Origin of the sequence: Thalassotalea profundi (assembly GCF_014653195.1) — a bacterium.
GTDB lineage: Bacteria > Pseudomonadota > Gammaproteobacteria > Enterobacterales > Alteromonadaceae > Thalassotalea_B > Thalassotalea_B profundi.
Map to the genome: position 1 here is coordinate 131099 of NZ_BNAH01000006.1, position 23973 is coordinate 155071.

Here is a 23973-nt window from a genome sequence, read left to right on the forward strand (position 1 = left end):
CAGCACGATTTAGTCAGATTATTTAACTCCCTAAAGTTAATTTATATACAGGTGATAAGTGGAAGATAATCAGAAAAGCCATGTCGGCATTGCCGCTGTTTTAGCTTTTGTTATGGCGTTAGGACCTTTTGCTTTAGATACCTACCTACCAGCCTTCCCTTTTATTGCTGAAACTATGAACACGTCTGTTCATCAGGTTTCGTTAAGTATTTCCTTATATGTATTTGTACTTGCCATAGGCCAATTAAGTGGCGGCCCTTTATCGGATTATTTAGGGCGAAGCAAGGTAATGCTTACTGGCATTACTATTTTTGGCATTGCCAGTATCTTGCTGGCCTTTTCCACGTCATTACCTGAATTTTTAATACTTAGAATATTACAAGCATTTGGTGGCGGTTGGGCTACCGTCACTATACCTGCATTAGTTCGAGATAGGCTTTCAGGTGTTGAAGCCGCTAAATTTTTTAGTTTAATTGGTTTATTAATGATATTAGCGCCAGCTGTTGCACCTAACATTGGTAGTTTATTACTTACCATTTTCCATTGGGAAGCTATCTTTGTATTTTTAGCTATTTATAGTGTAGTTGCTCTTATCTTATTAAAAACATTAATTTTTAAAGAAAGCTCTGTAAGACCAACCAAAGAAAATATTTCGGTATGGCAGCGCTATAAAATCGTATTATCAATACGCCCAGCCATGAGGTTTATGTTAACAGGCACATTTGCTTTTAGTGTTATGTTACTGTTTATCACCCATGCTTCTTTTATTTATCAAAACCACTTTGGCGTAACACCAACAGTATTCTCCTTATTTTTTTCGGCCAATGTCGTATTGATGTTAATTTTCAACTTGGCTAATCGTCGATTGTTGGAGCATTATGCTTCAGAACAAATACTACGTTGGTTTGTATTACTTCAAGGTATAGGTATTCTATTGCTAATCTTGTTCACCTTAATCAATGCTGATCTCTCATTATTTGTTATGGCGATGGTATTAACTATTGGTTCAATGGGGGCCGTTTTCCCCAATGTTCAAGCCTGTTACATGGAATTTTTTAGTAAAAATGGCGGCACTGCGGCGGCATTATTAGGAGCCACACAGTTTTCGATTGCGGGAATCATTGCAACATTGTCTACGCTCATGCCTGAAAGCTTAATTTCTATCATTTTGTCGCAAGCCGTTTGCTCATTAATATGTATAACATTAATTTGGAGTGGTAAAATACGTAAAGTAAGCGACAATAATTAATCATAATATCAAAGAGTTAAAACGGACTTTTATAGTACTTTTGAACAACCAAAAAATATGTAAACAGATTTTTATTGAAAATGTAAATACCAATAAAATCGTTATTATTGTAGCTAAAATCGATAAAAATGCCGCCATTTAACAAAATAAACCCTGCCGCTAATATTTTTATTTAACATCTTGAATTTATTTTAATTGACGAAAATTACACTTTTCTTTTTGAAAATATAACTGCAACGTGTAAAATACACCAATCTAAATGATGATAGCAATCATTCTCATATACAGTTAGGAAAAGCCTTGAACACGTTAATGTCTTTATCAAATACCCTTAAATTAATTTTTCCGATGTCATTATTATCGCTTAGCATTAATACTGCCTTTGCAGAGAATGCAGAAACCACAAAAGACAAGGAAACGACCGAAGTCATCGAGGTTGTTGGTCAAGCATCGCAAGTAGACCTTACTAAGCGTTTTGCTGGCGGCCAAGTTGCTCGTGGTGGGCGTGTCGGTATTTTCGGTAATATTGATTTCTTAGATACGCCTTTTTCAGGTACCGCCTATACCTCGAATTTAATTAGTGAACAACAAGCTCAAAATATTGGCGATATACTACAAAATGATCCTACTGTTAGAGTTACTAAAGGTTTTGGTAATTTCCAAGAAGTTTACATGTTACGTGGCTTTCCTGTTTTTTCTGACGATATAACACTTAATGGTGCTTTCGGTATATTACCCCGTCAATTTATCGCAGCTGAACTATTGGAGCGCGTTGAAGTTTTACGTGGTGCCAACTCGTTTGTTAATGGCGCAGCTCCAGGCGGAAGTGGTGTTGGCGGTTCAATAAACTTAGTGCCTAAACGCGCACCTATCGGTGGTATAAAAAACGCCACTATTGGTTATGATGCTAGCAACCAACTTTCTGGTGCTGTAGATGTTGGTACTCGCTTTGGTGACGCTAATGAATGGGGCATACGCGTTAATGGCGTATTAAGAGATGGTGAAGGTGCTATTACCGATCAAAAACAAAACCTAAGTGTGCTGTCTTTAGGGATTGACTATGCCAGTGACAATGCCAGATTTTCAGCGGATATTGGTTATCAAGACAATCATATTGATGCTCCTCGCCCACAAGTTACCCCTCTTGGTGATGTTCCTGAAGCGCCTGATGCAGATACAAATTTCGCCCAACGTTGGACGTTTTCAGATGAGCAACAGTTATTTGGTGTAGTTCGTGGTGAATATGACCTCGACAACAATTCAAGTGTTTGGCTAGGTGCTGGCTTTAGAAGTGGCGATGAAAACAATGATTTAGCAAACCCTAAAGTAAATGCTGATGGTAGCGGTACTGCTATTCATTTTGCCAATGTACGAGATGACTCGGTTTATTCAATAGATGGTGGTGTTAAAACAGAATTTACCTTGGCAGGGATCCCTAACCGTCTTGTACTTTCTGGCGCAATCGTTGATTCCGAATCTAAAAATGCGTTTGCATTTGCTGATTTTGGCGGTTTTGCTGTAGACATATACAACCCAGTACAAATAACGCCACCGGTTACTGATGTATTTCTTGGTGGCGATATGGAAAACCCAACGGTTACTGAAAAAGTGAATAACAAAAGTATCGCTATTGCTAACACCATGTCGTTTGTCGATGAAACGGTATTAGCCACGGTAGGCTTAAGACACCAATCGATTAAAACACAATCCTTTGATGCCACAAGTGGTGTACAAACAGGCATTTATGATGACAGTAAAGTCACACCCGTTTTTGCCTTATTATATAAGGTGTCAGAGCAATTTTCTGTTTACGGTAATTATGCTGAAAGCCTTCAACCTGGAGCTACTGCGCCTAATGTAAGTAACGGTTTACCCGTTAGTAATGCGGGCGAAGTGCTTGAACCATTTACCGGAGAACAAGTAGAGCTTGGTTTAAAATACGATGGTGGAAAAATAGGCGCAACTGCTAATATTTTCTCTCTTAATCGTCCTAATGCTGTCATTACTAATCAAGTATTTTCGGCATCAGGTGAACAACAAAGTACCGGCATGGAAATAACAGTATTTGGTGAACCTATAGAAGGCTTACGAATTATCGGTGGTGGTACTTATGTTGATGCTGAGTTAGCAAAAACTCAAGGCAATGCAGATGAAGGCAATACGCCTATTGGTATTCCTGAATTGCAGACCAATATCAATATCGAGTGGGATATCGCTAGTTTACCCGGCTTAACCTTAGACAGTCGAGTCATTTACACCAGTGAGCAATATATTGACACTGCCAATACTAAAGAATTAGATAGCTGGACACGATTAGATATTGGTGCACGATATGCATTCGATATTGGTGATACCTCGTTAAATGTGAAGGCACGTATTAACAACCTAACCGATAATAACTATTGGTCTTCAACTGGTGGTTATCCAGGTGCTAATTATTTAATTTTAAGTGAACCGCGTTCTGTGGCAATATCTGTCTCTTTCGACTTCTAGTTGATTCAGAACAGGATTAATTTAAATGCGCGCATCAACAGTAAAAGTATGGGAGCTTATCCATAAATGGACTAGCTTAATTTGTACCGCTTTTTTGCTGATGCTATGCATAACTGGTCTACCACTGATATTTCATGATGAAATAGACGATGCCCTTAATCCTGATGTTTGGCAGCCAAAATCCCCTGATGCAACGCCACTTACACTCGACGAAATATTAACTATAGCCCTTAATAATCGCGAAGGTGAACAAGCTATTTATATGAGCTTCGACATCGTCCGCCCTGTTGTGAATGTGACAAGTGGCCCAACAGCAGACGCACCGGGCACTAAAATGCACTTTGCTTCCTATGATCTCACCAGTGGCGACTTAGTGCCGCCGGCAGATGTAGGCGAATCGGTAATGGAGTTCATTCTACAATTACACACCGATATGTTTTTAGAATTACCCGGCATGTTATTTTTGGGGGCTATGGGCATATTATTTATCTTATCAACGATAAGTGGCGTGGTTATTTATCGTCAATATATGCGTAAACTTCGTTTTGGCACAGTCCGCAAGCAAAAATCAACACGTCATAAATGGCTCGACTATCACAACCTACTTGGTATCGTCACTATCGCTTGGGTATTGGTTGTCGGCTTAACTGGGGTTATTAATACGCTTGAAAAACCAATTCTAGATACATGGCGAGATAACAATTTAAAACAGCTATTGTCTGAACATCAAGGGGGAACTATTGCTCAACCAGTTGCCTCTCTAAGTGAAGCAGTCAAGCAAGCCAAATTAGCGGCACCTGATATGACCTTACAATTTGTGGCTTTCCCGGGCAGCAACTTTTCAAGTAATCAACATTACGCCATATTCTTACATGGCAATACGCCATTAACGAAAGAGCTTATTACGCCAGTATTAGTTGACGCAGTAAGCGGAGAAGTTATCGGGTTAAGTGAAATGCCTTGGTACGCTAAAGCATTATCTTTATCAAGACCATTACATTTTGGCGATTACGGCGGACTATTCCTTAAAATATTGTGGGCAATACTTGATGTGCTAACCATTATTATTTTAGGCAGCGGGCTTTATTTATGGGTTCAAAAAAATAAAAAACTGAATAGAAATACACCAACAAAGAATATCGCTAATGGAGTCACTCAAAATGGCTAAGCAACTTTCACTTTGGCAGATATTTAAGTGGCCAATTTTCATGTTTATACTTTCACTGACCGGTATCATCACCGCTTTATTAGTTGACGGCTTAATCGATATATTCGCAAGTTTAACGCTTGCTTCTACTCTCATCGTTACCGCTTGGTATGCATTAAAACAAAAAAGATAGCACAAATAGTACCGCGGTTAGCTTATTCCCATCATTCTTAAAAAAATAAATAGACTCTTTCTTGACAGTTTCTCGTGTTGACGTGATAAGATCTCGCGCGCATTTTTACCATTCTAGGTAAATAATGAAAAACCCAAAAAGCTGATAACACTGCAACTTCTTTCAGTGTTGTTTAATATAGTTCGTTCAAGGGAAGAAGATTAGAATTCTTCACTGCCCCCGCAACGGTGATCATAGCAACAATTGTTAAGTGAATAACTTAAATAATATTGAGCTATGTAAGTCCGAGTACTTGAACTTTCTTAATCCACTGCGTCAATACGCAGTAATCACTATGGTGCGGAGGGCATCATTAAGAGGTCATATGAAATTCAAACAAAAAAACACACTAACGAAATCGTTACTATCATTGGCGATCACGGCAACATTTGCTACATCTTTTATGGCAACTGCGAATGAAAAAGACGAAGAATCTGTTGAAGTATATACAGTAACCGCTAACCGTTCTTCGATGAGTATTGGCGATGCTCTAGCTAACCAAATTGTTATTACTCGCGCCGATATTGAAATAATGAACCCAACATCAGTATTAGATATATTCACCACAGTAACCAGTGTTGATGTAGCTTCCAATGGTGGGCGAGGTCAAAGTTCTTCAATTTTTATGCGTGGTACTAATTCAGATCACGTTTTAGTATTAATTGACGGTATTCGTATCAGCTCTGCCACATCTGGCGGCGCAAGCTTAAATACCTTATCTCCTGAAATGATCGAACGCATTGAGATAGTTCAAGGTCCTCGTGCAGCATTATGGGGCTCAGATGCCATTGGTGGTGTTATACAAATTTTTACCCGTCAATTTGAAGCAGGCGAATTTTTTGCTGGAGCAAGTTTTGGTAGTGACAGTTATCAAAAATACAAAGCGGGTGCTGGAATTAGCCATGGTGACGGGCACAGCAGTATTTCAATCAGTAAAGAAACCAGTGACGGCTTTGATGTTCAAGAAGGCAGTGAAACTGATGACGACGGTTACGACTTTACCTCTGTAGCTATTCGCGGCCAACAAAAAATCTCCAAAGATTTAACTTTTGACTGGTTGCTTTCTAGCGATCAAGGTGACAATGAATACGATGGCTATTACAACGGTTCAGATATTAGAAACCATGTATGGTTAGTACGCGCAAACTATCAAAGTGTTTTGAATGGTGTTAAGAACTTTACCACCTTTTCTGTAGGCCAAAACAGAGATAGTGCCGACAGTTTAAGTGATGGTATTTGGCAAAGTACCTTTGAAACGCGTCGTATGCAGTATTCACTTACCAACAACATGCAGTTTTCTGATGAACTACAAATTAATGTAGGTGTTGATCACTATCAAGATGATGTGTCAAAAGGTACAACAACCTACGATATTCAAAAAAGAGACACCACCGGTGTTTTCGCGCATACACTTTATACCGATAACGCTTGGACTTACGAAGCAACCATTAGACACGATGATGTTGAAAACATCGACGCTGAAAATACCTATAATTTAGGCCTAGGTTATCAGCTTGATGCTGATAGTCGCTTAGTGGCTAATTATGGTACCGGCTTTAAAGTGCCTAACTTTAATAGTCTTTATTATCCTGGCTATGGTACCCCTACGTTAAAAGCTGAATACTCAAATACGTTTGAAGTGTTTTATGAAACAACATTCAACAATATTGACGCGAGTATTAATTTTTATAATTCTAAAATTGACGACCTTATCGGCAGAAAAGAAGGTAAAGCGGCGAGTTTTGCCAAAGTAGAAATAAAAGGGGTTGAACTAGCGGCAAACTATCAAGGTTTGGGTGGTACACATGATATGAACGTGTCTTATACCGACACTGAAGATCAATCAAGTACATACCAAAGTGGCGATAGAATGGGTGAATTAACCTATGCACAACTTATTCGACGCGCTAAGGAAAAGTTTAATTATAAATTTACCACCTCAGCTGCTGGTGCAGATTTATATCTTCAATACCAATTTGTAGGCGCGAGAACAGACAGTGTTTATGGGGTAGAAGGGCCGGTTCATTTACCTGCTTTTCAATTGGTTAATTTAGGCTTGAACTACGAAGTAACAAGTAACTTAAGTGTTACCTCACGTGTTACCAACTTGTTCGATAAAGATTACCAAACAGCCAAAGGCTATAACACTCAAGAACGTGCTTTTTATATTGGCCTTAATTACCAAAACTTTTAATTAAGTTTAGGTATGTATGATTATTTGATAAGCAAAAAAGCGTGATGCTTTTTTGCTTATTTTTTTAACTGAATTTTAGCCTGTAATAATGCATCGACTAAACGAGGAAAATTAGCCTTAGTGGTAATACCAAACCTTAAGCTCGTCTGTTCATCAGTTAACCGAACATAAATGCCTAATTTACATAAAAGCTCATGTAGTAACTTGGCAATCACTAATTGATTAAAGCTCAGAGTAATAAATAAGTTAGTGCTAACCACCTCGGCAATAATTTCTGATCCTAAAACGTCCCTAAGCAATGCTTCTTGTTGCAAACGTAACTGATGTAAATTTTCACGTTGTTGTTGTTGCCAAATCTTATCTTTTAATGCAAGTTCGGCTATATATTGTGCAGGCCCGTTCACTTGCCACGGGCCTAAATGCTCAGAAAAAGCACGTTGCCAATAGTCACTTGTAATTAAAAAACCAATACGAATTCCGGCTAAACCGAAAAATTTTCCAAATGAACGTAGCACCAAGGTATGGTGATCCGTATTATTCACAAAAGACGTAATGGATTGGTCTGGCTCTATAACATCCATAAACGCTTCATCAACAACCATTAAGCCATTAATCTCTTTTATTGTCTTTTGGTATTGACAGATTTCAGTTTGTGTAAAGAGCTTTCCTGTTGGGTTATTTGGATTAATCACCACCAATACACAGTGCTCGCTTAAGTCGGTTTTAGCGGGTAATTCATCATGATAATAACAAATATTATAACCTGCACTCGCCCACGCATGTTCATGCTCTTTATAACCTTTAGCAGGTAAATACACCTTATTTGATTGTTGATTATATTGCCGCCAAAGATTTGGGAGTGCTTTTATTATTGACTGACTACCATTAGTAACCAATATATTTTGACACTGATAATAATCCCTAGCCGCTAGATTTAAGTGAGGGGCAAGTTGCGGTAATTGTTGCCAATAATGCAGTGGCACTGCTGGAATAGGATAACTTAATGGCGCAATTCCCGTTGATAAATCAAGCCACTCATCAACCGGTACTTGATAACGAGTCGCCATCTGCTGTAATTGTCCGCCATGAAGAAGTGCCATAAAACCCCGTATTGATTAATCCGAACGGTTAACGTCCAGTGAGTAAGCTCATGTTAAAAAAGTATATTTGAGAACAAAAAACAAACAACAATAGTAGTGCTGTGGCACGTTGTACCAATGTGATGCTTCGTGGAATATCATCAATAGCGATAGCTTTGCCATTGCCCAAGGTCACTGACTTTACAAGCGCACCATGATAGTTTGCTAAGCCACCTAAACGAATATTCATCACTGTAGCGCCCGCGGCCATAACCCAACCGCCGTTATGACTTTTATATTGATTACCTTGCAGGTAAGCGTTTTTGATACTCTCGATAACATTCCCTTGAAGGGCATAAAGTAAGGAACAGCATTTACCAGTAAAAAATCCTAATAAATCATCGAATCGCGCACTGACATAACCGAACGAGTAGAAACGTGAATTTTTATAGCCCCACATGGCATCTAACGTATTGGCGAGTCTATGTAATATCACCAAAGAAGCGCCACCTATTAGATAATAAATAATTGAAGCAATAACCGAGTCATGACCGTTTTCTAACATAGACTCTACCGTTGCGCGTGACATTTCATCAGGGCTTAGCGATTGCGTATCACGACTCACTAAATAACCGGTAAAATGTCGTGCCGTTTCAACATCACCTGACTTTAGTGGTGCATATACTTGCATAGCATGCGCTTTAAGACTGTTAAGCCCAATAGCTAAATATAAAATGACACTATCGACTAGCACTTGCCAGTACCAAGCTAAGTCGTTAAATAAAAAGAAGTAAATTATGGGGAGCGGCAAAACGAGCAATGTCCAAGCTACCCCCCCTAAAATGGCACTTTTAATAGAAAAGCTATCGGGTAAGATAGTTGATGTTTTAGCATCATATTCAGGATTTAATCGCTTTTCAAGCCAACCACAAAGCCAACCGAACCCCACTAAATAATGATATTTTTTCGCTTCCCCTAAAACATTATCTAGCAGTATCGCGAATAAAAGGGTAAGTGTTAAAGCAAAATAAGGTATCGCAGTAAACCATGTAGCTGTATCCATACTTTCCATTACACTCATTTTTATAATACAGCTTGAAATTCGGCTTTTTTATGTTGATACCGTAGCTTAAAAACACTGCCATTGCCAAACAACTGATAGGCGTTTTCTGTGTGTTGTTGACCGAGTGATAATAAAAAGCAACGTAAGGCTTCGCCATGAAAAATCACTAACACACGCTTGTTTATTGCATTATGTGCAATAGTTTCCAGTGCTTGGTAAATACGTTTGCCACATGCTTGGGCACTTTCACCGCCAGCAGGAGCAATATCCGTAAATTGTTGTAATACTTCGCTATAGATAGCATTCGAAGAGAGTGCCTCTACAGACTTTCCTTGCCACTGGCCTAAATCTCGTTCACTTAAATTTACCTCTATTTCCGTTTCCACATTCAATTCTTGTTGGCAAATTTTAGCTGTGGCAACGGCTCTGCCAAGTGGAGATGAAATAATACAATCAATGTCATTTTCACTTAAAGTCACCCCAAGTTGAAGTGATTGCTGCTCACCTAGTTCGGTTAACTTACTGTCAAGTTGCCCTTGAAATCGATGTAACTTATTCCACTGTGTTTCACCATGACGAGCTAAATATAAAGTTGTTTGCATTAAAGAAAATTACTCATTGCACTAAACAGGCCGATTACATAAGGTGTCGAAGAATAACCAAATCAATACATAGGTTCAATTGTTAATATTGAGTTTTAATTCTTACCTCAATCTTTAGCCCTGTAACTTGCTGACCTTTCTCAGTTGTAACTTATTTCCACTTGGCGTACTATTAGCGCAGATTTAGGTGTCTTCAATATTTACAATAACTTAAGCTTGTTAATATTGAAGATGAAACGTGAAACTGGTGAAATGCCAGTACTGCCCCCGCAACGGTAACTGTGAGCAGCAACGAAAACCACTGTGTTTAAACTAATCTCTTATTTAGGTATTAGTCACAACATGGGAAGGTGTTGCAAATGCGATGAACAGAAGTCCGGAGACCGGCCTAAATTAATATTCTTTGGCATAAATCCGAAAGATATTACTCGACAACTGCGGTGGGCGGTGATTCAGAGACTAGTAAATTTGCTTGGTTTTATTAACATTCACGTTACAGTAAGCGCAAACTCAGTTGTTTCAATTGATAAACCCGTTACTAATAGCTAACTAATTTACTCGCTTTGATTTCCAACACCGTTAATTTATTTAATGGACTTAATACGAGATCAACAGCGATGAAATCTGCAACTAAACAACCAACAACGCCCACCTCACCACAGAGCCTACTTGTTAGCGTATTTCTATTATTAGCCTTTTTAATGATAGCCACCCGCGGGCATCATTTTTCAACATTCAGCCAATTACCCAGTGCCTCAACCGCCGTATTTTTCATTGCTGGCATGTATTTACGCAACCTTAAAAGCTTCTGGTTTTTCTATATTTTATCAATCGCCATTGATTTAACGTCATCTTATATTCGAGGAGAGTTCGGTAGCTGCTTGACCGTTTCATACCCTGCATTAGCTTTTAGTTATGCGGTCATGTTTGCGGCAGGTTACTATGCTCGTGTCGATTGGGCAAAACAGTCAACGTTATTTAACATTGCTAAAGTTTCATTCGCTTTAGTGATTGCCAGTTCGCTTGCATTTTTCATCTCGAATGGTAGCTATTATGCATTTTCTGGCAATTTTCCTGAATTATCATGGGCTGAATACACAACTCGTGTTGCTAAGTATTACTTCCGTTCTTTCTCTAACCCTATTTTTTATGTAGTAACAGCCATCGTAATTGATTGGACGATAAGTAAATTTTTAAATACCAATGTAACAGCAACTACTCAGTCAGAACAGTAAGGAAAACAAGATATTGCCTTTTACAGATAAACCAAAAAATCAAACGGGTACTGGCGTATTATGTCCAGCATTAATTATTTCTGCGCCATCATCGGGATCAGGAAAAACCACTATTACGGCAGCCTTAGCAAGATACCATCGCAATCGAGGCCGTAAAGTTACCGTATTTAAAGTGGGCCCTGACTTTATCGACCCTATGATATTACGCCAAGCCAGTGGTGAATTAGTTTATCAGCTCGATTTATGGCTAGTAGGTGAACAAGGCTGCCAAGAACTGCTTTATCGTGCAGCCTTAACCTCAGATCTTATTTTAATTGAAGGTGTTATGGGGCTATTTGACGGTACACCAAGTAGTGCCGACATCGCCGAGTATTTCAATATTCCAGTACTTGCAGTAATTGACGCTTCAGCAATGGCGCAAACATTTGCAGCGGTTACTTATGGTTTAGCCAAGCATCGGCCTAATCTACCTTTTTCAGGAGTTATCGCTAATCGGGTTAATTCACAAAGGCATGAAGAATTGTTAGTAACCAGCTTAGCCTCAGAATTTAAGTTTTATGGCCGAATACCTAAAGAAGCCGCAATTACCTTACCTGAGCGCCATTTAGGCTTAGTGCAAGCACAAGAACTTGCTGATATTGACCAGCAACTTGACCATGCCGCCGATCTAATAGCAGAAACAGCACTTACAAAACTTACTGCTGAAGTTGAATTTTTTCCTACGATTAATACTTCTTTAGCAACGTTGTCAGATACCGCACTCGCTGACACACGCATCGCTATTATTAAAGATAAAGCTTTTAGTTTTATTTATGCCGCCAACATCGCATTTCTTAAGCAAGCGGGAGCCGAAATAATTTATTGCTCTGCATTAACCGATGTTGGTTTACCTGAAGCCGACGTCCTGTATTTGCCCGGTGGATACCCAGAACTCTATGCGCAATCATTAAGTGAAAATATTACTTTTATACAAAGTATTAAAAATTTCGCTGCGGCCAACAAACCGATAGTTGCGGAATGTGGAGGCATGTTGTATTTACTTGATGAGTTAACCAACCTAGAAGATCAATCATTTAAAATGGCGGGCTTAATTCCCGGCAGTGCCGTCATGCAAAAGAAATTAGCCGCTATTGGTTCACAGTCTGTTGAACTTCCCATATTTAACCTAGATGAAAACGAAAGCACTATTATGCGTGGTCATAGTTTTCACTATTCAAGTGCAAATATCGCGTTAACGCCTATTAGTCAAACAATACACCACCCTAGCGAACGCTTAGGGGAATTTGTATATCAACATGGCAATATCATTGCCTCTTATATGCATTGGTATTTACCCAGTAACCCTGAATTAGCCGTAAAGCTTTTCAATAAAAATCGCCGTTTTTAATATGCCTAAAAAGAGAGTTTTATGAATAAAGAACTGGCTAACGAGCAAGAAAAACAACGTCTTAAAGATAAAAAACACCGAGAACGTCAACAAAAAATAAAAGAAGCGGTTGCACAGCGTGTTGCCAAAGCAACAGAAGAACGAGGGGTATTGTTGGTAATTACCGGCAATGGCAAAGGTAAAAGCACCTCTGGTTTCGGTACGATTTTACGCGCATTAGGACACGGCCTTAAACCCGGTATTGTGCAGTTTATAAAAGGTACGAAGTGGGAATGTGGTGAACTCAACATTTTAAAACAATTTCCCATTCAGCATTATGTCATGGGCACTGGTTTTACGTGGGAAACTCAAGACAAGGCCACGGATATTGCCGCCGCCAAAATGGCATGGGAAAAAAGTAAGCTGATGTTAAGTGACCCGACTATTGATATCGTATTACTTGATGAAATGACCTATATGGTGAAATATGGCTATATTGATCTCGATGAAATTATTGAAACACTTAACAACCGCCCAAAAATGCAACACGTGTTAATTACAGGTCGTGCGTGCCATCGACGTTTGGTTGAATTAGCTGATACGGTATCAGAGGTACAACCGATTAAACACGCATTCACGATTGGTGTAAAAGCGCAGAAAGGCTTAGATTGGTGATGCGGACTTAGGTGATAGAATGCACAAAAGTTATGCGTGTAATGCAAATAAATAAACCGCTAACTAACATGATTTGTTAACCTTATCATGTTAGTTAGTCGATAATTATTAATTTAGCTTTAGCCTAATAATTTACTTAAGCCTTCAGTTAAAATTTGTTTAGCTTGTTTGCCTTCTTCAGTGTCTAAATAAGCTTGAGCACTTGAAATAAAGCTGCTGATCATTTCAGGGCTTAACCCTAAAGCTTCAAACTGCTTTTTCACATCATTAATCGACTTTAACGAACCGCTATATTCAGACGCTTTATCAAGTAAACCACCTAAACCTTCTCCAGAACTTAGCTTACTAATATCAGGCATTTGACTTACTAAACCTTCAATACCCGGTACTGATTCAGCAAGCTGACTAAATTGGTCGTTAGAAACATTGTTTTTAACATAGTTTAAAATAGCGCCCATACCACCAGATGCTTGACTAGCATTTACATCTAATGAGCTTGTTAGCATATCAACCAAACCACTTGCAGTTGGCGTTGTCACAGTTTGCTCTTGAGTGTCACCCAAACCAACCAAGCTTTTCAAGCTATCAAACCAACTTGATTCTTCAGCCAAAACAGAACAACTTAATGTGGAAATAGTTAATAATACGATAAGTTTTTTCATAAAAAGATCCATTGTCATTTAATTTTTAGTCATTATAACGTAATTAATATCTATTCACCTTTCATTTTAATCTCTAGGCTTAGTTAATTTCAAAATTAATCTCGTCAATTTATAGTTAGTCAAGTCAGCATTTATCGTAAATAATCACAGTAATATAATTGAGAAACTACTTAACCAAACAAGTTGAAACCCATAAGATAATCGTTGATGTATTCCCGGATTTTCCTGAGCTTTAACGGCTTTAGCCATACGAAATAAATAATAAACAGTACCAATAACAGAAAAAACTGAAACCAAACGAAAAGAAAATGGATTCATGCTAGATGTAGGACTTAACGCAGTTAATATTGGCGCAATAATTAGAGACAGCAGCATAATAAAGCCAGCCCATGAATGTACCTGACAACTAAAAGTAGGATGCTTTGTAAATGGATCAGCATCCATAGGGAAATAGCCAGCAACCCAAGTACCAATACCGTGAATGATAATAAACCAACCCGAAAAATTCACTAATGTTGAAACATTTTGTAGCTGAGCTACATACCAACCAAATAAGCAAAATAAAAGGCCAAGCGGGTAATTATTAATGAGTGGTGATAACTTTTCTGTTGGGCTACCTGTTGCTCCTAATTCGCTACAAAACTGTTTTGAATGGCAATAACCATCATAAAATAGACTTGCAACATAAACACCAATAACAAGCCAAATACTTGCTATTAGCCCAGATAAAATGGCAATACTATTGAACAAATTAAATTCCTAATAGCTCAACTAACAAATAAGATTTTTATATTACTTACTTTCGCTGTGCTTTTTTATTGATGCTTTAACTGCTTCAACTTGAGCGTCGCATTTTTCCTTTTGGTGACCACTCATCTGTGAGCACTTCTTAGGTGCAGGTTCTGTTTGCAGTATACCACTTAAAATAGCTGATGCTGCACATCCTGGTGCTCCATCACAGGTATCTGGTGCGGGATTATGATAATTAGGTGTATTACTACAGCCAATAAATAATAAACTCAACGCACAGGTATATAGCCATTTCATCATGCGACTACTCTTTCAAGAAAAAAATCATAATTCATTAAATTTATCGACCTTTTATAATTAAAAAATAATGTGTGATCAGCAAGCTAATTTTGCTTGCTCTTCACACTTTGCTTTAGCCTCAGCTTGGGTCGCTCCGCCCATACAAAAATCTAATCGGATAAGCTTTTCTTCAATGGCATTAGGTTGACTGGAAACATTTTTCCACTGCCATTGCTTGATAACTTTTCTCGCCGGTTTATAAATAACCCTCTTAGGCACTGAACTAATAAGTTCAACGTTATCTGTATGCCCATTTTCATCAACAATTACTTTAAAGACACCGCAACCTGCAATACCTTTTATTGCAAGCTCCATTGGGTATTTGGGTGTAAATTGTTTAGTTCTAAGCCATTGAGCATCAGACTTTTCGGGAGTGATATGAGTAAGTTTTACCTCAGCATAATTTGCACTTGCATGACCTGATAAAACGATAAACAAACCTAGCATTAACTTCACGACTCGAAATTGCATGTTAACCTTCCTTAGTCTAGATTTTGACTTTTTGTTTTTTAAAATACCAAATCATAATCGGTATCTCGATGGCAGCATAAGTAATAAGAGTAAACCAAAACCAATTTGTACTAAAAAGTAAAACATTAAACGCTTGCCCAGATTCCCAATAATGTAAACCCACCACTAACAATGCAAAGCCCGATGCAAAAACATCATAAAATGAAATTTTCTCAAAGCTACTTCCCGCTAATTTGGGGTATATAGAAAAGTATGCCACTAAAACAATGCAAAAGTTTAAAATGATTACAGATAACTCTGGTGAACTCATTTACATTAATACTCCTATTAAAACGGCTCTCACTAGCAGTAGGTTCATTATTTAAGAAACTTGATACTCAATGGATAAACCCATAATTGACCATTATTCGCCTTTAGAGCCGCGATAATGGCAAATACAAAATTAAGTATTGCCAATAGAATAAAACCAAATGCCCCAATAAGAATAAAAACTAAAATACCGCAAACTATAGAGTAAATGAAAAGGCTAATTAACCAATTAACCGTGACTTTTCCATGTTGATCAATCGCATCATTTTTATCTTTATTTGTTGCCCACATTACGATAGGTAATATAAATCCTAACCCAGGAATGATAATACTGCTTAACTGACTTAAATGGATTAACATACAATAAGTATTTAAGGGCATTCCCCAATATTCTTCTCTATTTTGCTCCATGTTTTTCTCCTTTGTTTCCAAACACCTAATTAATTAGTAATAAAATAGTCACTATATAAATTTACACATACCAAGTCCCAGCGCAGAACCTGATCGCTTTATATATCCAAAACGGGAATAAAAAGCTTCTTTACCTAAAGCTGAAAGTAACCCAATTGTAGCTCCCTTTAACGCAGCATTAGATATATAAGATTCTATATTTTGCATTAATAAATTACCAATCCCATTACATTGATAGTCAGGATCTACTACTAAATCTTGTATATAAAAAAATAGCGCGCCATCTCCAACGATGCGAGCCATCCCTACAAGACGATTCTTATCACGTGCAACCACATGGAAAAGAGAATTTTCTAGAGCTATCTGAGCGAGTTTTTTAGGGGTTTCTCCCCAGCCTACTTTAGAGCGTAAAGTAATAAACTCCTCTAATGCAGGTTGTGAATTTTCTATAAAAACATCCACCGTATTATATATTCCTAAAGCAAACGTTGGTTAAACAAAAAATAGTGGTTGCCTATTTATTATAGGCTTTGTTCATCAAGCCATTTTCTTGCAGTTGCTACATCATCAAAAAAGTGAACATTACCTGATGCTGCTTTATCAAGAAGGGCCTTTTGTAGGTTATTACTAACTACAATTGCCGAAGCATAACAACCATGATCTATAAACCATTTAGCTTTCTCTTTAGATAAAACAATGCATTCGGGTGAGCCTAGAGTTTCATCATCCCAAATCTCCATTCTACGCCAACTTTTTATGTTTTTATCTAAAATGGAGTTTTTAACCTTAGAAATACTATGACTTAGACCTAGCTCATTAAAAGGGCCTGTTGAGGTAATTTCAATCAAATCTCCATTCCATATAAAAGATACATCTCCGTGTATTATCATAATCACCCCAAAATTTAGTTTGCGAAAATAAAGCAAAGATAACAGCCTGCACTTGCTCCTGTAATTTTAATTTTTACACACACAATAAAATAATTAGAGTAAACACTTTACTTTTGTAAAGTAATTACTCTATAATGCAATTGTTCCTAGCGAACGCCTGTTGTAATAATTTTATATTCTAGCTTCCCCAAGCTATGTAACCGATGATTTTATAATTATCGGTTTTTTTTGCTTAATTTTCAGGCGTACTTTCTATCTTGTTAGCCTGGGCTAACCAATCGCAAATTATTTGATTTGCGCTATCGCATCCAGTACGTTTTAACGATGAAAATGCTTGTACACGAATATCAGCATTTAAAGCACTTAGGTTTTTCTTCACCTTTAATACTTCAGCGCTGGCTTTACCTGATGAGAGTTTGTCTGACTTTGTCAATAACGCTAACACAGGTAATTTACTATCTGCCGCCCACTCAATAAGATCGCGATCTAAATCTTTTAATGGATGACGAATATCCATTAATACAACTAACCCTTTTAAACTTTTGCGTTTTTCTAGATACTCACCTAGAGCCTTTTGCCACTTTTTTTTCATTTCTAGTGGTACTTTTGCAAATCCATAGCCAGGTAAATCAATTAAACGTTGATTTTCGCCAACTTCAAACACATTGATTAGCTGTGTTCTCCCTGGTGTTTTACTGATACGTGCTAAACTTTTCTGATTTGTTAATGTGTTTAATGCGCTTGATTTACCTGCATTTGAGCGCCCTGCAAATGCAACCTCAATACCTGTATCTTCAGGCAAACGACGAATGTCAGGTGCACTAATTGTAAAAGTGGCTTTGCTTAGATGAACAACAGAAGTAGACAAAATTAATTTCCGAAAACATAAATATGGCCACATTATATCCCTTTTTTCAGTAAATGAGTCGCTATTCCCTTACATTTTTTAATGATTTTTTATCTCAGCCTATTAAACATTGTGCTATATCGTGTAAAATACATGGCTAATAACCTATTTATTACTTTTGTTTTCATTAATCATAAAAACAAGCAACCTTAAGAACAGAGAGCTCTCCATGAAAAAAGTCATATTTTCGTTCGTTATTGGATTAGGTATGCTAACCCAAGCCAATGCGTTTGAAGGCGATGTACAAGCAGGTAAAACAAAAGCAGCCGTTTGTGCAGCTTGTCATGGCGCTAACGGTATCAGTGCTGTAGATATGTATCCAAACTTAGCTGGTCAACATGCCGATTACATTGTTAAGCAATTAAAAGCTTTTAAAGATGGTTCGCGAAGTGATCCTGTAATGGCGCCGATGGCCGCAGGGTTGTCAGAGCAAGATATGAGCGATTTAGCTGCATATTTCCAAAGTGCTAAGAAAGCTGCAGCTACTAGTGATGAGTCAACAGTTGCTGTTGCTCCTGTTACAACGGCCCCTGCATTGGTTGCTGATGCCGCAAAAGGAAAAGCATTATATGAACATGGTGATAAAGCGAGAAGTATAACCGCATGTATAGACTGTCATGGTAAAGATGGTGCTAGTGACGTTCTTATTAATCCTAATTTAGCTAAACAACATCCAGAATACTTAGAAAAACAATTACATGCATTTAAAGATGGTTCACGTAGTAACGCATCAATGAACCAAGTAGCAAGTAACTTAAGTGAAGCTGATATTATAAATTTAGGCGCTTATTTTAAAGATACAAGCGCAGTGGGTGATGTGAGCGAAATGCAAACCGTTACTGTGGTTAAAACTTTTTCAGGCGATGTTGAAGCAGGTAAAGCTTTATCTGCAACATGTGTTGCATGTCACGGAGCTGACGGTAACGCAGCTGTGCCAATGTATCCTTCATTAGCAGGTCAAAGTGAGCATTATTTAGTTAAACAATTAAAAGATTTTAAAGCAGCAACAGTTAATAGTGATGAAGGACGAGCTGATCCGGTAATGGCTGGAATGGTAGCGCCTCTTTCTGAAGATGATATGAAAAATTTAGCAGCATATTACGCTTCACAAACATTACGTCCAGCGGCTAGTAAAAGTAATGAGGTTGGTCAAAAACTTTATCTTATTGGTGATGCTAAGCGTGGAATAACAGCGTGTGTAGCTTGTCATAGTATTGATGGTAAAGGAATGGGGCAAGCAAGTTTCCCTGCAATTGCTGGGCAGAATGCGACTTATATCAAATCTCAACTTGAAAAGTTTCGTTTAAGTACTCGTGGTAATGACACCAATGGCATGATGCGAAATATCGCTGTTAAATTATCTGACGAGGATATTGTTGCACTTTCAGAGTATGTCTCTGCAATGAGGTAACTTAAGCTTTAGATTTTAACAAAGCAGCGTTTATCGCTGCTTTTTTATTTTGAGTTACCGTAAAAATAAATAACCAATAGAGTCAATAATAAAGATTGTGGTTTAACGTGCTAATAACCGATAAATATAGTCTCTTTATCCCGATAAACTATTTCAAATGATTGTTTTATGTTATTAATATCCGCTCATTATTAATTGAGGCGCTCTGGTATGAGAATTTTTTATTGTGTATTAATTTTATTATTCTGTATGTCAGTTTTTCCTGCCAATACAACGGAAGTTTTTGATCAAAAAGAGTCGGTAACTCGACAAGATATTCTACGAGGTTCAATAACCCCAGAGCGAGCATGGTGGGATGTAAGTCATTACACTTTACAGCTTAATGTAAACCCTAAAGAGCAAACCATTTCAGGAATAAATACAATTACTTACCGTGTGTTATCTGAGAAAAAAAGATTACAAATAGAGCTTCAAGCTCCTATGGTGTTGCATAAAGCTTTACAGAACAAGCAAGAGTTGGCCATAGAAAAAGATGGTTATAGCTATTTTATTTCTTTGAATGAAACACATGAAATTGGCTCAGAACACCAAGTTGTTTTGTATTTTTCTGGCAAACCACATGTCGCTAAAAAGGCGCCATGGGATGGTGGTATTACATGGAGCAAAGACGATAATAATATTGACTTTATTGCATCATCTAATCAAGGCATAGGTGCTAGTATTTGGTGGCCTAATAAAGATCATGCCTACGATGAGCCAGATCTAGGCGTTGATATTATTGTTGAGGTTCCAGAACATTTAGTGAATGTTTCGAATGGCCGATTGTTTAGTGTCGATCATAATAAAACAAGCAAAACTAAAACCTATCACTGGCAAGTTAAAAACCCTATTAATAACTACGGCATTAATATAAATATTGGTGACTATGTTCATTTTGGTGAGCAATATCAGGGTGAAAATGGTTTGCTTGATATGGACTACTGGGTATTAAAAGACAATTTAACAAAAGCCAAAACTCAATTTAAAGAAGCTAAGCGTACTATTGAAGCTTTAGAGTACTGGTTTGGGCCTTATCCTTTTTATCAAGACAGTTATAAATTAGTGGAAGCGCCTTATTTAGGAATGGAGCATCAAAGCTCAGTAACGTATGGTAATGGTTATCAAAACGGTTATTTAGGCCGAGATCTAAGTGGTATGGGACCAGGCATGTTGTTCGACTTTATTATTGTGCATGAAACTGGCCATGAGTGGTTTGCTAATAATATTACCAATGTTGATGTGGCTGATATGTGGATACACGAATCTTTCACTAACTATTCGGAAAGCTTATTCCTTGAATATCATTTTGATAAAGCAACTGCATATAAATATATTCGAGGCTTACGAGTAAATATCCATAATAAAAGTCCTATTATTGGGCAATATAATGCCAATAAAACGGGCTCTGGTGATATGTATTATAAAGGTAGCAATATGCTACATACCATTCGTCAAATAGTTGATAACGATATTCAATGGCGAGAAATACTGAGAGGACTAAATAAAGTATTTTATCATCAAACTGTCACTACTCAGCAGGTTGAGGAATATATAATTAAGCAAGCGGAAAAAGATTTAAGCAAAGTGTTTGACCAATATTTAAGAAATACCGACATTCCTATGCTTGAATATGCGGTAATTGATAAAAATATGAAAGTTCGTTGGGGAAATGTTGTTGATGGTTTTAATATGCCGGTGAGATTATTTATTGATGGTAAAGCGACTTGGTTATCTCCAACTAATCAATGGACTAGCATTGAGCTACCTAAAATGAGCGCTAAAATTAAGGTAGATCCTAATTTTTATATCAGTACATTAAATATAACGGGACATTAAAGTTTGAATAGATTATTGAAAAATAAATGTAATTTTATAGCGCAGAGTATACTTTGCTGCGTAATTACATTTTTTTATTCAAGTATTGTTCATGCACAAGCGGAAAATGTTAATCATAGTATTATTCAAGTTAATAAAGTGTGTGCGCGTTCAGCAGTAGAATGTCTTGAATTAGTGGAAGTAGAGTTGAAAAGAACAACGCCGAATACTTATATTTGGTATGACTTACTTCAGCATAAGTTTGACGCCCTTTTTGATTTACAGAAAATATCTGAATTAAATAAAGCGGTAACTCCTTGGATTGATCAAGAAAAATTACCTAATTCATTTAAAATTACTGTTTATATTTATTACGCCAAAACAAGTTTTATTCAAGAAGATATTGATAGAGCCTATCTGTATAGTCAGAAAGCTAAAAATAAACTTATTGAAATGAATCAAGTGTTTCCATCTCCTATGCGGTTAATACAATTAGCAAATTTACAAATGAGGTTAAATGAAGACGACTTAGCTTATGAAACACTACAAGCATTAGAGAAAAAATATGAAAAGAGTAAAAATGCACACTTTATGATGGAGTTGTATGGAAATTTAGGGCACGTCACTCGAAATTTGTCATTGCATGAATTATCCCTTGAGTATTGTTTAAAAACGATACCATGGAGTAAAAAATATAATAATCAGCAGCAGATAGGCACGGTACTTTTTAATTTGGCGAAAGCTTATCTTCATTTTGGACACTATAATAAAGCTGAAAAGACGTTACATGAAGCTCAAGAGTTTTCAAAAAAAGCGAAAGATGAAGTCAAAGTAAATCAAATACAGCTGTACTTAATAGAAATAAAATTACAGCAGTTGCAAACACAACAAGCAAAAATATTATTTGATCAAATTAATGTAAATTATTTACCTAAAAGTGATTTACCAAAAATTACAAAATTACAAAAAACGTTATCTGGATTGCCAATAGCCGTTAATTAGCTTTAAAGCCCATTCTAAATCCACCCCAATGTTGACCGTTCACGTAAATGGGTGCAGAAACATCGTGCATTATTTCTCCTGTATCACGCTTATAAGTTTGTAATAAAAACTTTTGAGTGTTTTTAGCACAGCGAATCCCGGTAGCATCATTAAATAAACGTTTAGTTCTGTTATTCACAACGTCTACATCATAATTTCCCGTTAAAGGTTGCGAAAAACATTGATTATGAGTGGGAAAATAGCCATTAATATCAACAGCGCCCGCATATATTACAGCGTTGTGATCGGTTAATATTTTCTCTTGAATTGCGGGTAATACTTTATCAGTGAAAGCATCAAAAGAGGTGTTGTATTTTTTGGGGTTAGTATTAGCTATTTCATGGTAGGTAAAGTCAAACAGTTTTTGTGTGCTGATTTCTTTGTCATTAATTTTTTTCTCGAATAAAGCCCCAATTTCATGTGCTGTCTTTATTGCTTTTTGGCACATAATGTCGTTTAAAGAGTTTGTTTTAAATTCAGCAAGGTTAATGAAAATTGATTCAGTGGTTTGTGAAAGGTGATCAGCTTTTAATGAAATCTCTTGAGTTTGTTCGCTTTTACTTACTAAGAAGTGATGTAAATTTGCAATCGCGGATGATATTTCTTCTGTTGTTAAGTCATGCTCTTTTAGTGTGTTGCTGATCAAATTGCTGGCGTTTGAAGTGTCAGCTATAAGCTGGCTTACCTGTTGAAGAGCTTGGGAAAGCTCGCTAATACTTTCAACAATGGTATGTGTTTGTTCAACAACCGTTTGCATAACTTCCGTAGTGGCTTCTGTCTCTTCATTAACCTCTGTAAGCATAGAACCTATTTGACGAGTTGCTTCAGCCGTTTTTGATGCTAATGCTCTAACTTCATCAGCTACTACAGCAAAACCTCTTCCTTGTTCTCCTGCTCTTGCTGCCTCAATTGCAGCATTTAATGCTAATAAATTAGTTTGGGCAGATATAGCATCAATAACATTGGTAATACTCTGAATTTTTGCCGTTTTATTTGACAATGATTGGATTTTGTCTGAGGCATCCATTACTCCCTGATTTAACGCCCCAATCGTGTTAACGTTATTCGCTAATTGCTTGGAACCTATCGTAGTTTCTTGCATTGCTAGTGCTGCTTTTTCAGAGGCATGTAACGCGTTGTCGTTAATTTGCTTTGTATTTGACGAAAGTAATTCTGCAGAATTAGCTAAATTATTTACGTCTAAGCTAGACTGCTCGATAGCATGAGTTAGTTGCTCTAAGAAAAAACTGATTTCAGCTGCGCTAATGGCAAGCTTACTCGTTTGTTCGTCAATGCTTTTGCCAATGGTAGCGGTTGCTATGTTTTCAACGGGGCTATTTTGTGCAAGAGATAGAGATTTAATATTTGTATCATTAAAGAGTAGATAGCTCGTCACTATAGCGCAAAAGAAAATAACCCCAGAGGTTAGCAATGTGTTAAAAGCTAACATATGGCAAGTAAAATACACTAACGCAACGATAGCGCTATTAATAAGTACTCTGATGAATAAAGGTGTGTTGGTTAGGATCATGTTGCATTACCTTTATAAATAAAGTTATACAGTAAGGGAAAACTGCATAGAAACAATCCCAC

General features: G+C 37.2%; 24 protein-coding genes and 1 riboswitch. Of the genes, 11 read left to right on the top strand and 13 right to left on the bottom strand.

Translation table 11 applies throughout. The annotated features are described in order from the left end of the window. Positions 1-58 precede the first annotated feature (58 nt). The 5 genes from IE155_RS09105 to IE155_RS09125 all read left to right on the top strand — a co-directional run bounded on the left by IE155_RS09105 (position 59) and on the right by IE155_RS09125 (position 7315). Entirely contained in the window at positions 59-1249 is a 1191-nt protein-coding gene (locus IE155_RS09105) for a multidrug effflux MFS transporter (protein WP_229817175.1), read from the top strand. 300 nt (positions 1250-1549) lie between these two features. Then, entirely contained in the window at positions 1550-3742 is a 2193-nt protein-coding gene (locus tag IE155_RS09110) for a TonB-dependent receptor (RefSeq protein WP_189377937.1), read from the top strand. A 25-nt stretch (positions 3743-3767) separates the two neighbouring features. Beyond that, positions 3768-4910 (top strand): PepSY-associated TM helix domain-containing protein, encoded by a 1143-nt coding sequence (locus tag IE155_RS09115; RefSeq protein ID WP_189377938.1) that lies wholly within the window; start codon positions 3768-3770, stop codon positions 4908-4910. Further along, positions 4903-5082 carry a hypothetical protein gene (locus IE155_RS09120; protein WP_189377939.1) on the top strand — a complete coding sequence of 60 codons (180 nt, stop codon included), beginning with the start codon at positions 4903-4905 and terminating at the stop codon, positions 5080-5082. Before IE155_RS09115 ends, IE155_RS09120 begins: the two co-directional genes overlap by 8 nt. Before the next feature lie 364 nt (positions 5083-5446). Continuing rightward, positions 5447-7315 (top strand): TonB-dependent receptor domain-containing protein, encoded by a 1869-nt coding sequence (locus IE155_RS09125; protein WP_189377940.1) that lies wholly within the window; start codon positions 5447-5449, stop codon positions 7313-7315. A gap of 56 nt (positions 7316-7371) precedes the next feature. On the opposite strand, the gene cobD is transcribed toward IE155_RS09125, so the two are convergent. Genes cobD through IE155_RS09140 form a run of 3 tightly spaced genes read right to left on the bottom strand, consistent with a single transcriptional unit; the run spans position 7372 to position 10059 of the window. Further along, on the bottom strand, positions 7372-8415 hold the full coding sequence (cobD, locus tag IE155_RS09130) for a threonine-phosphate decarboxylase CobD (RefSeq protein WP_189377941.1): 1044 nt from the start codon (positions 8413-8415) through the stop codon (positions 7372-7374). A 28-nt stretch (positions 8416-8443) separates the two neighbouring features. Next, positions 8444-9457: a cobalamin biosynthesis protein CobD/CbiB gene (locus tag IE155_RS09135; protein ID WP_189377942.1), complete on the bottom strand. Its 1014-nt coding sequence runs from the start codon at positions 9455-9457 to the stop codon at positions 8444-8446. 20 nt (positions 9458-9477) lie between these two features. Further along, a complete protein-coding gene (locus IE155_RS09140) occupies positions 9478-10059 on the bottom strand; it encodes a histidine phosphatase family protein (RefSeq protein ID WP_189377943.1) in 582 nt (193 codons plus the stop codon). A gap of 168 nt (positions 10060-10227) precedes the next feature. Further along, a riboswitch (cobalamin riboswitch) is annotated at positions 10228-10465 on the top strand. Positions 10466-10676: 211 nt separating this feature from the next. On the opposite strand from IE155_RS09140, the gene IE155_RS09145 reads away from it, so the two are divergent. From IE155_RS09145 to cobO, 3 genes are read left to right on the top strand one after another with little or no spacing between them, the layout of a single operon-like run. Further along, positions 10677-11294, top strand: a complete 618-nt coding sequence (locus tag IE155_RS09145; protein WP_189377944.1) for a hypothetical protein — start codon at positions 10677-10679, stop codon at positions 11292-11294. A gap of 13 nt (positions 11295-11307) precedes the next feature. After that, the gene (locus IE155_RS09150; protein ID WP_189377945.1) at positions 11308-12681 is read left to right on the top strand and encodes a cobyrinic acid a,c-diamide synthase CobB; all 1374 of its coding nucleotides are present in this window, start codon (positions 11308-11310) and stop codon (positions 12679-12681) included. 21 nt (positions 12682-12702) lie between these two features. Beyond that, the gene (cobO, locus tag IE155_RS09155; protein WP_189377946.1) at positions 12703-13335 is read left to right on the top strand and encodes a cob(I)yrinic acid a,c-diamide adenosyltransferase; all 633 of its coding nucleotides are present in this window, start codon (positions 12703-12705) and stop codon (positions 13333-13335) included. A 119-nt stretch (positions 13336-13454) separates the two neighbouring features. On the opposite strand, the gene IE155_RS09160 is transcribed toward cobO, so the two are convergent. The 9 genes from IE155_RS09160 to yihA all read right to left on the bottom strand — a co-directional run bounded on the left by IE155_RS09160 (position 13455) and on the right by yihA (position 18035). Beyond that, a complete protein-coding gene (locus tag IE155_RS09160) occupies positions 13455-13997 on the bottom strand; it encodes a DUF2780 domain-containing protein (protein WP_189377947.1) in 543 nt (180 codons plus the stop codon). A 144-nt stretch (positions 13998-14141) separates the two neighbouring features. Then, positions 14142-14747 (bottom strand): DUF998 domain-containing protein, encoded by a 606-nt coding sequence (locus IE155_RS09165; RefSeq protein WP_189377948.1) that lies wholly within the window; start codon positions 14745-14747, stop codon positions 14142-14144. 42 nt (positions 14748-14789) lie between these two features. Continuing rightward, positions 14790-15047 carry a hypothetical protein gene (locus tag IE155_RS09170; RefSeq protein WP_189377949.1) on the bottom strand — a complete coding sequence of 86 codons (258 nt, stop codon included), beginning with the start codon at positions 15045-15047 and terminating at the stop codon, positions 14790-14792. Positions 15048-15122: 75 nt separating this feature from the next. After that, positions 15123-15557: an energy transducer TonB gene (locus tag IE155_RS09175; RefSeq protein WP_189377950.1), complete on the bottom strand. Its 435-nt coding sequence runs from the start codon at positions 15555-15557 to the stop codon at positions 15123-15125. Positions 15558-15573: 16 nt separating this feature from the next. Further along, positions 15574-15867: a hypothetical protein gene (locus IE155_RS09180; RefSeq protein ID WP_189377951.1), complete on the bottom strand. Its 294-nt coding sequence runs from the start codon at positions 15865-15867 to the stop codon at positions 15574-15576. Positions 15868-15914: 47 nt separating this feature from the next. After that, positions 15915-16277: a DUF4870 domain-containing protein gene (locus tag IE155_RS09185; protein ID WP_189377952.1), complete on the bottom strand. Its 363-nt coding sequence runs from the start codon at positions 16275-16277 to the stop codon at positions 15915-15917. Between the two features lie 51 nt (positions 16278-16328). Continuing rightward, positions 16329-16739: a GNAT family N-acetyltransferase gene (locus IE155_RS09190; RefSeq protein ID WP_189377953.1), complete on the bottom strand. Its 411-nt coding sequence runs from the start codon at positions 16737-16739 to the stop codon at positions 16329-16331. Positions 16740-16798: 59 nt separating this feature from the next. Continuing rightward, on the bottom strand, positions 16799-17167 hold the full coding sequence (locus IE155_RS09195; protein WP_189377954.1) for a hypothetical protein: 369 nt from the start codon (positions 17165-17167) through the stop codon (positions 16799-16801). Between the two features lie 232 nt (positions 17168-17399). Then, entirely contained in the window at positions 17400-18035 is a 636-nt protein-coding gene (gene yihA / locus IE155_RS09200) for a ribosome biogenesis GTP-binding protein YihA/YsxC (RefSeq protein ID WP_373295362.1), read from the bottom strand. A 208-nt stretch (positions 18036-18243) separates the two neighbouring features. On the opposite strand from yihA, the gene IE155_RS17960 reads away from it, so the two are divergent. From IE155_RS17960 to IE155_RS09220, 3 genes are all read left to right on the top strand, one after another. After that, positions 18244-19485 (top strand): c-type cytochrome, encoded by a 1242-nt coding sequence (locus IE155_RS17960; protein ID WP_229817178.1) that lies wholly within the window; start codon positions 18244-18246, stop codon positions 19483-19485. Between the two features lie 210 nt (positions 19486-19695). Further along, positions 19696-21360, top strand: a complete 1665-nt coding sequence (locus tag IE155_RS09215; RefSeq protein WP_189377956.1) for a M1 family metallopeptidase — start codon at positions 19696-19698, stop codon at positions 21358-21360. Positions 21361-21363: 3 nt separating this feature from the next. Further along, on the top strand, positions 21364-22341 hold the full coding sequence (locus tag IE155_RS09220; RefSeq protein WP_189377957.1) for a tetratricopeptide repeat protein: 978 nt from the start codon (positions 21364-21366) through the stop codon (positions 22339-22341). Here the strand turns inward: IE155_RS09220 and IE155_RS09225 are convergent. Continuing rightward, positions 22334-23911: a methyl-accepting chemotaxis protein gene (locus IE155_RS09225; RefSeq protein WP_189377958.1), complete on the bottom strand. Its 1578-nt coding sequence runs from the start codon at positions 23909-23911 to the stop codon at positions 22334-22336. The two genes, IE155_RS09220 and IE155_RS09225, sit on opposite strands and share 8 nt — an antisense overlap. Positions 23912-23973 lie beyond the last annotated feature (62 nt).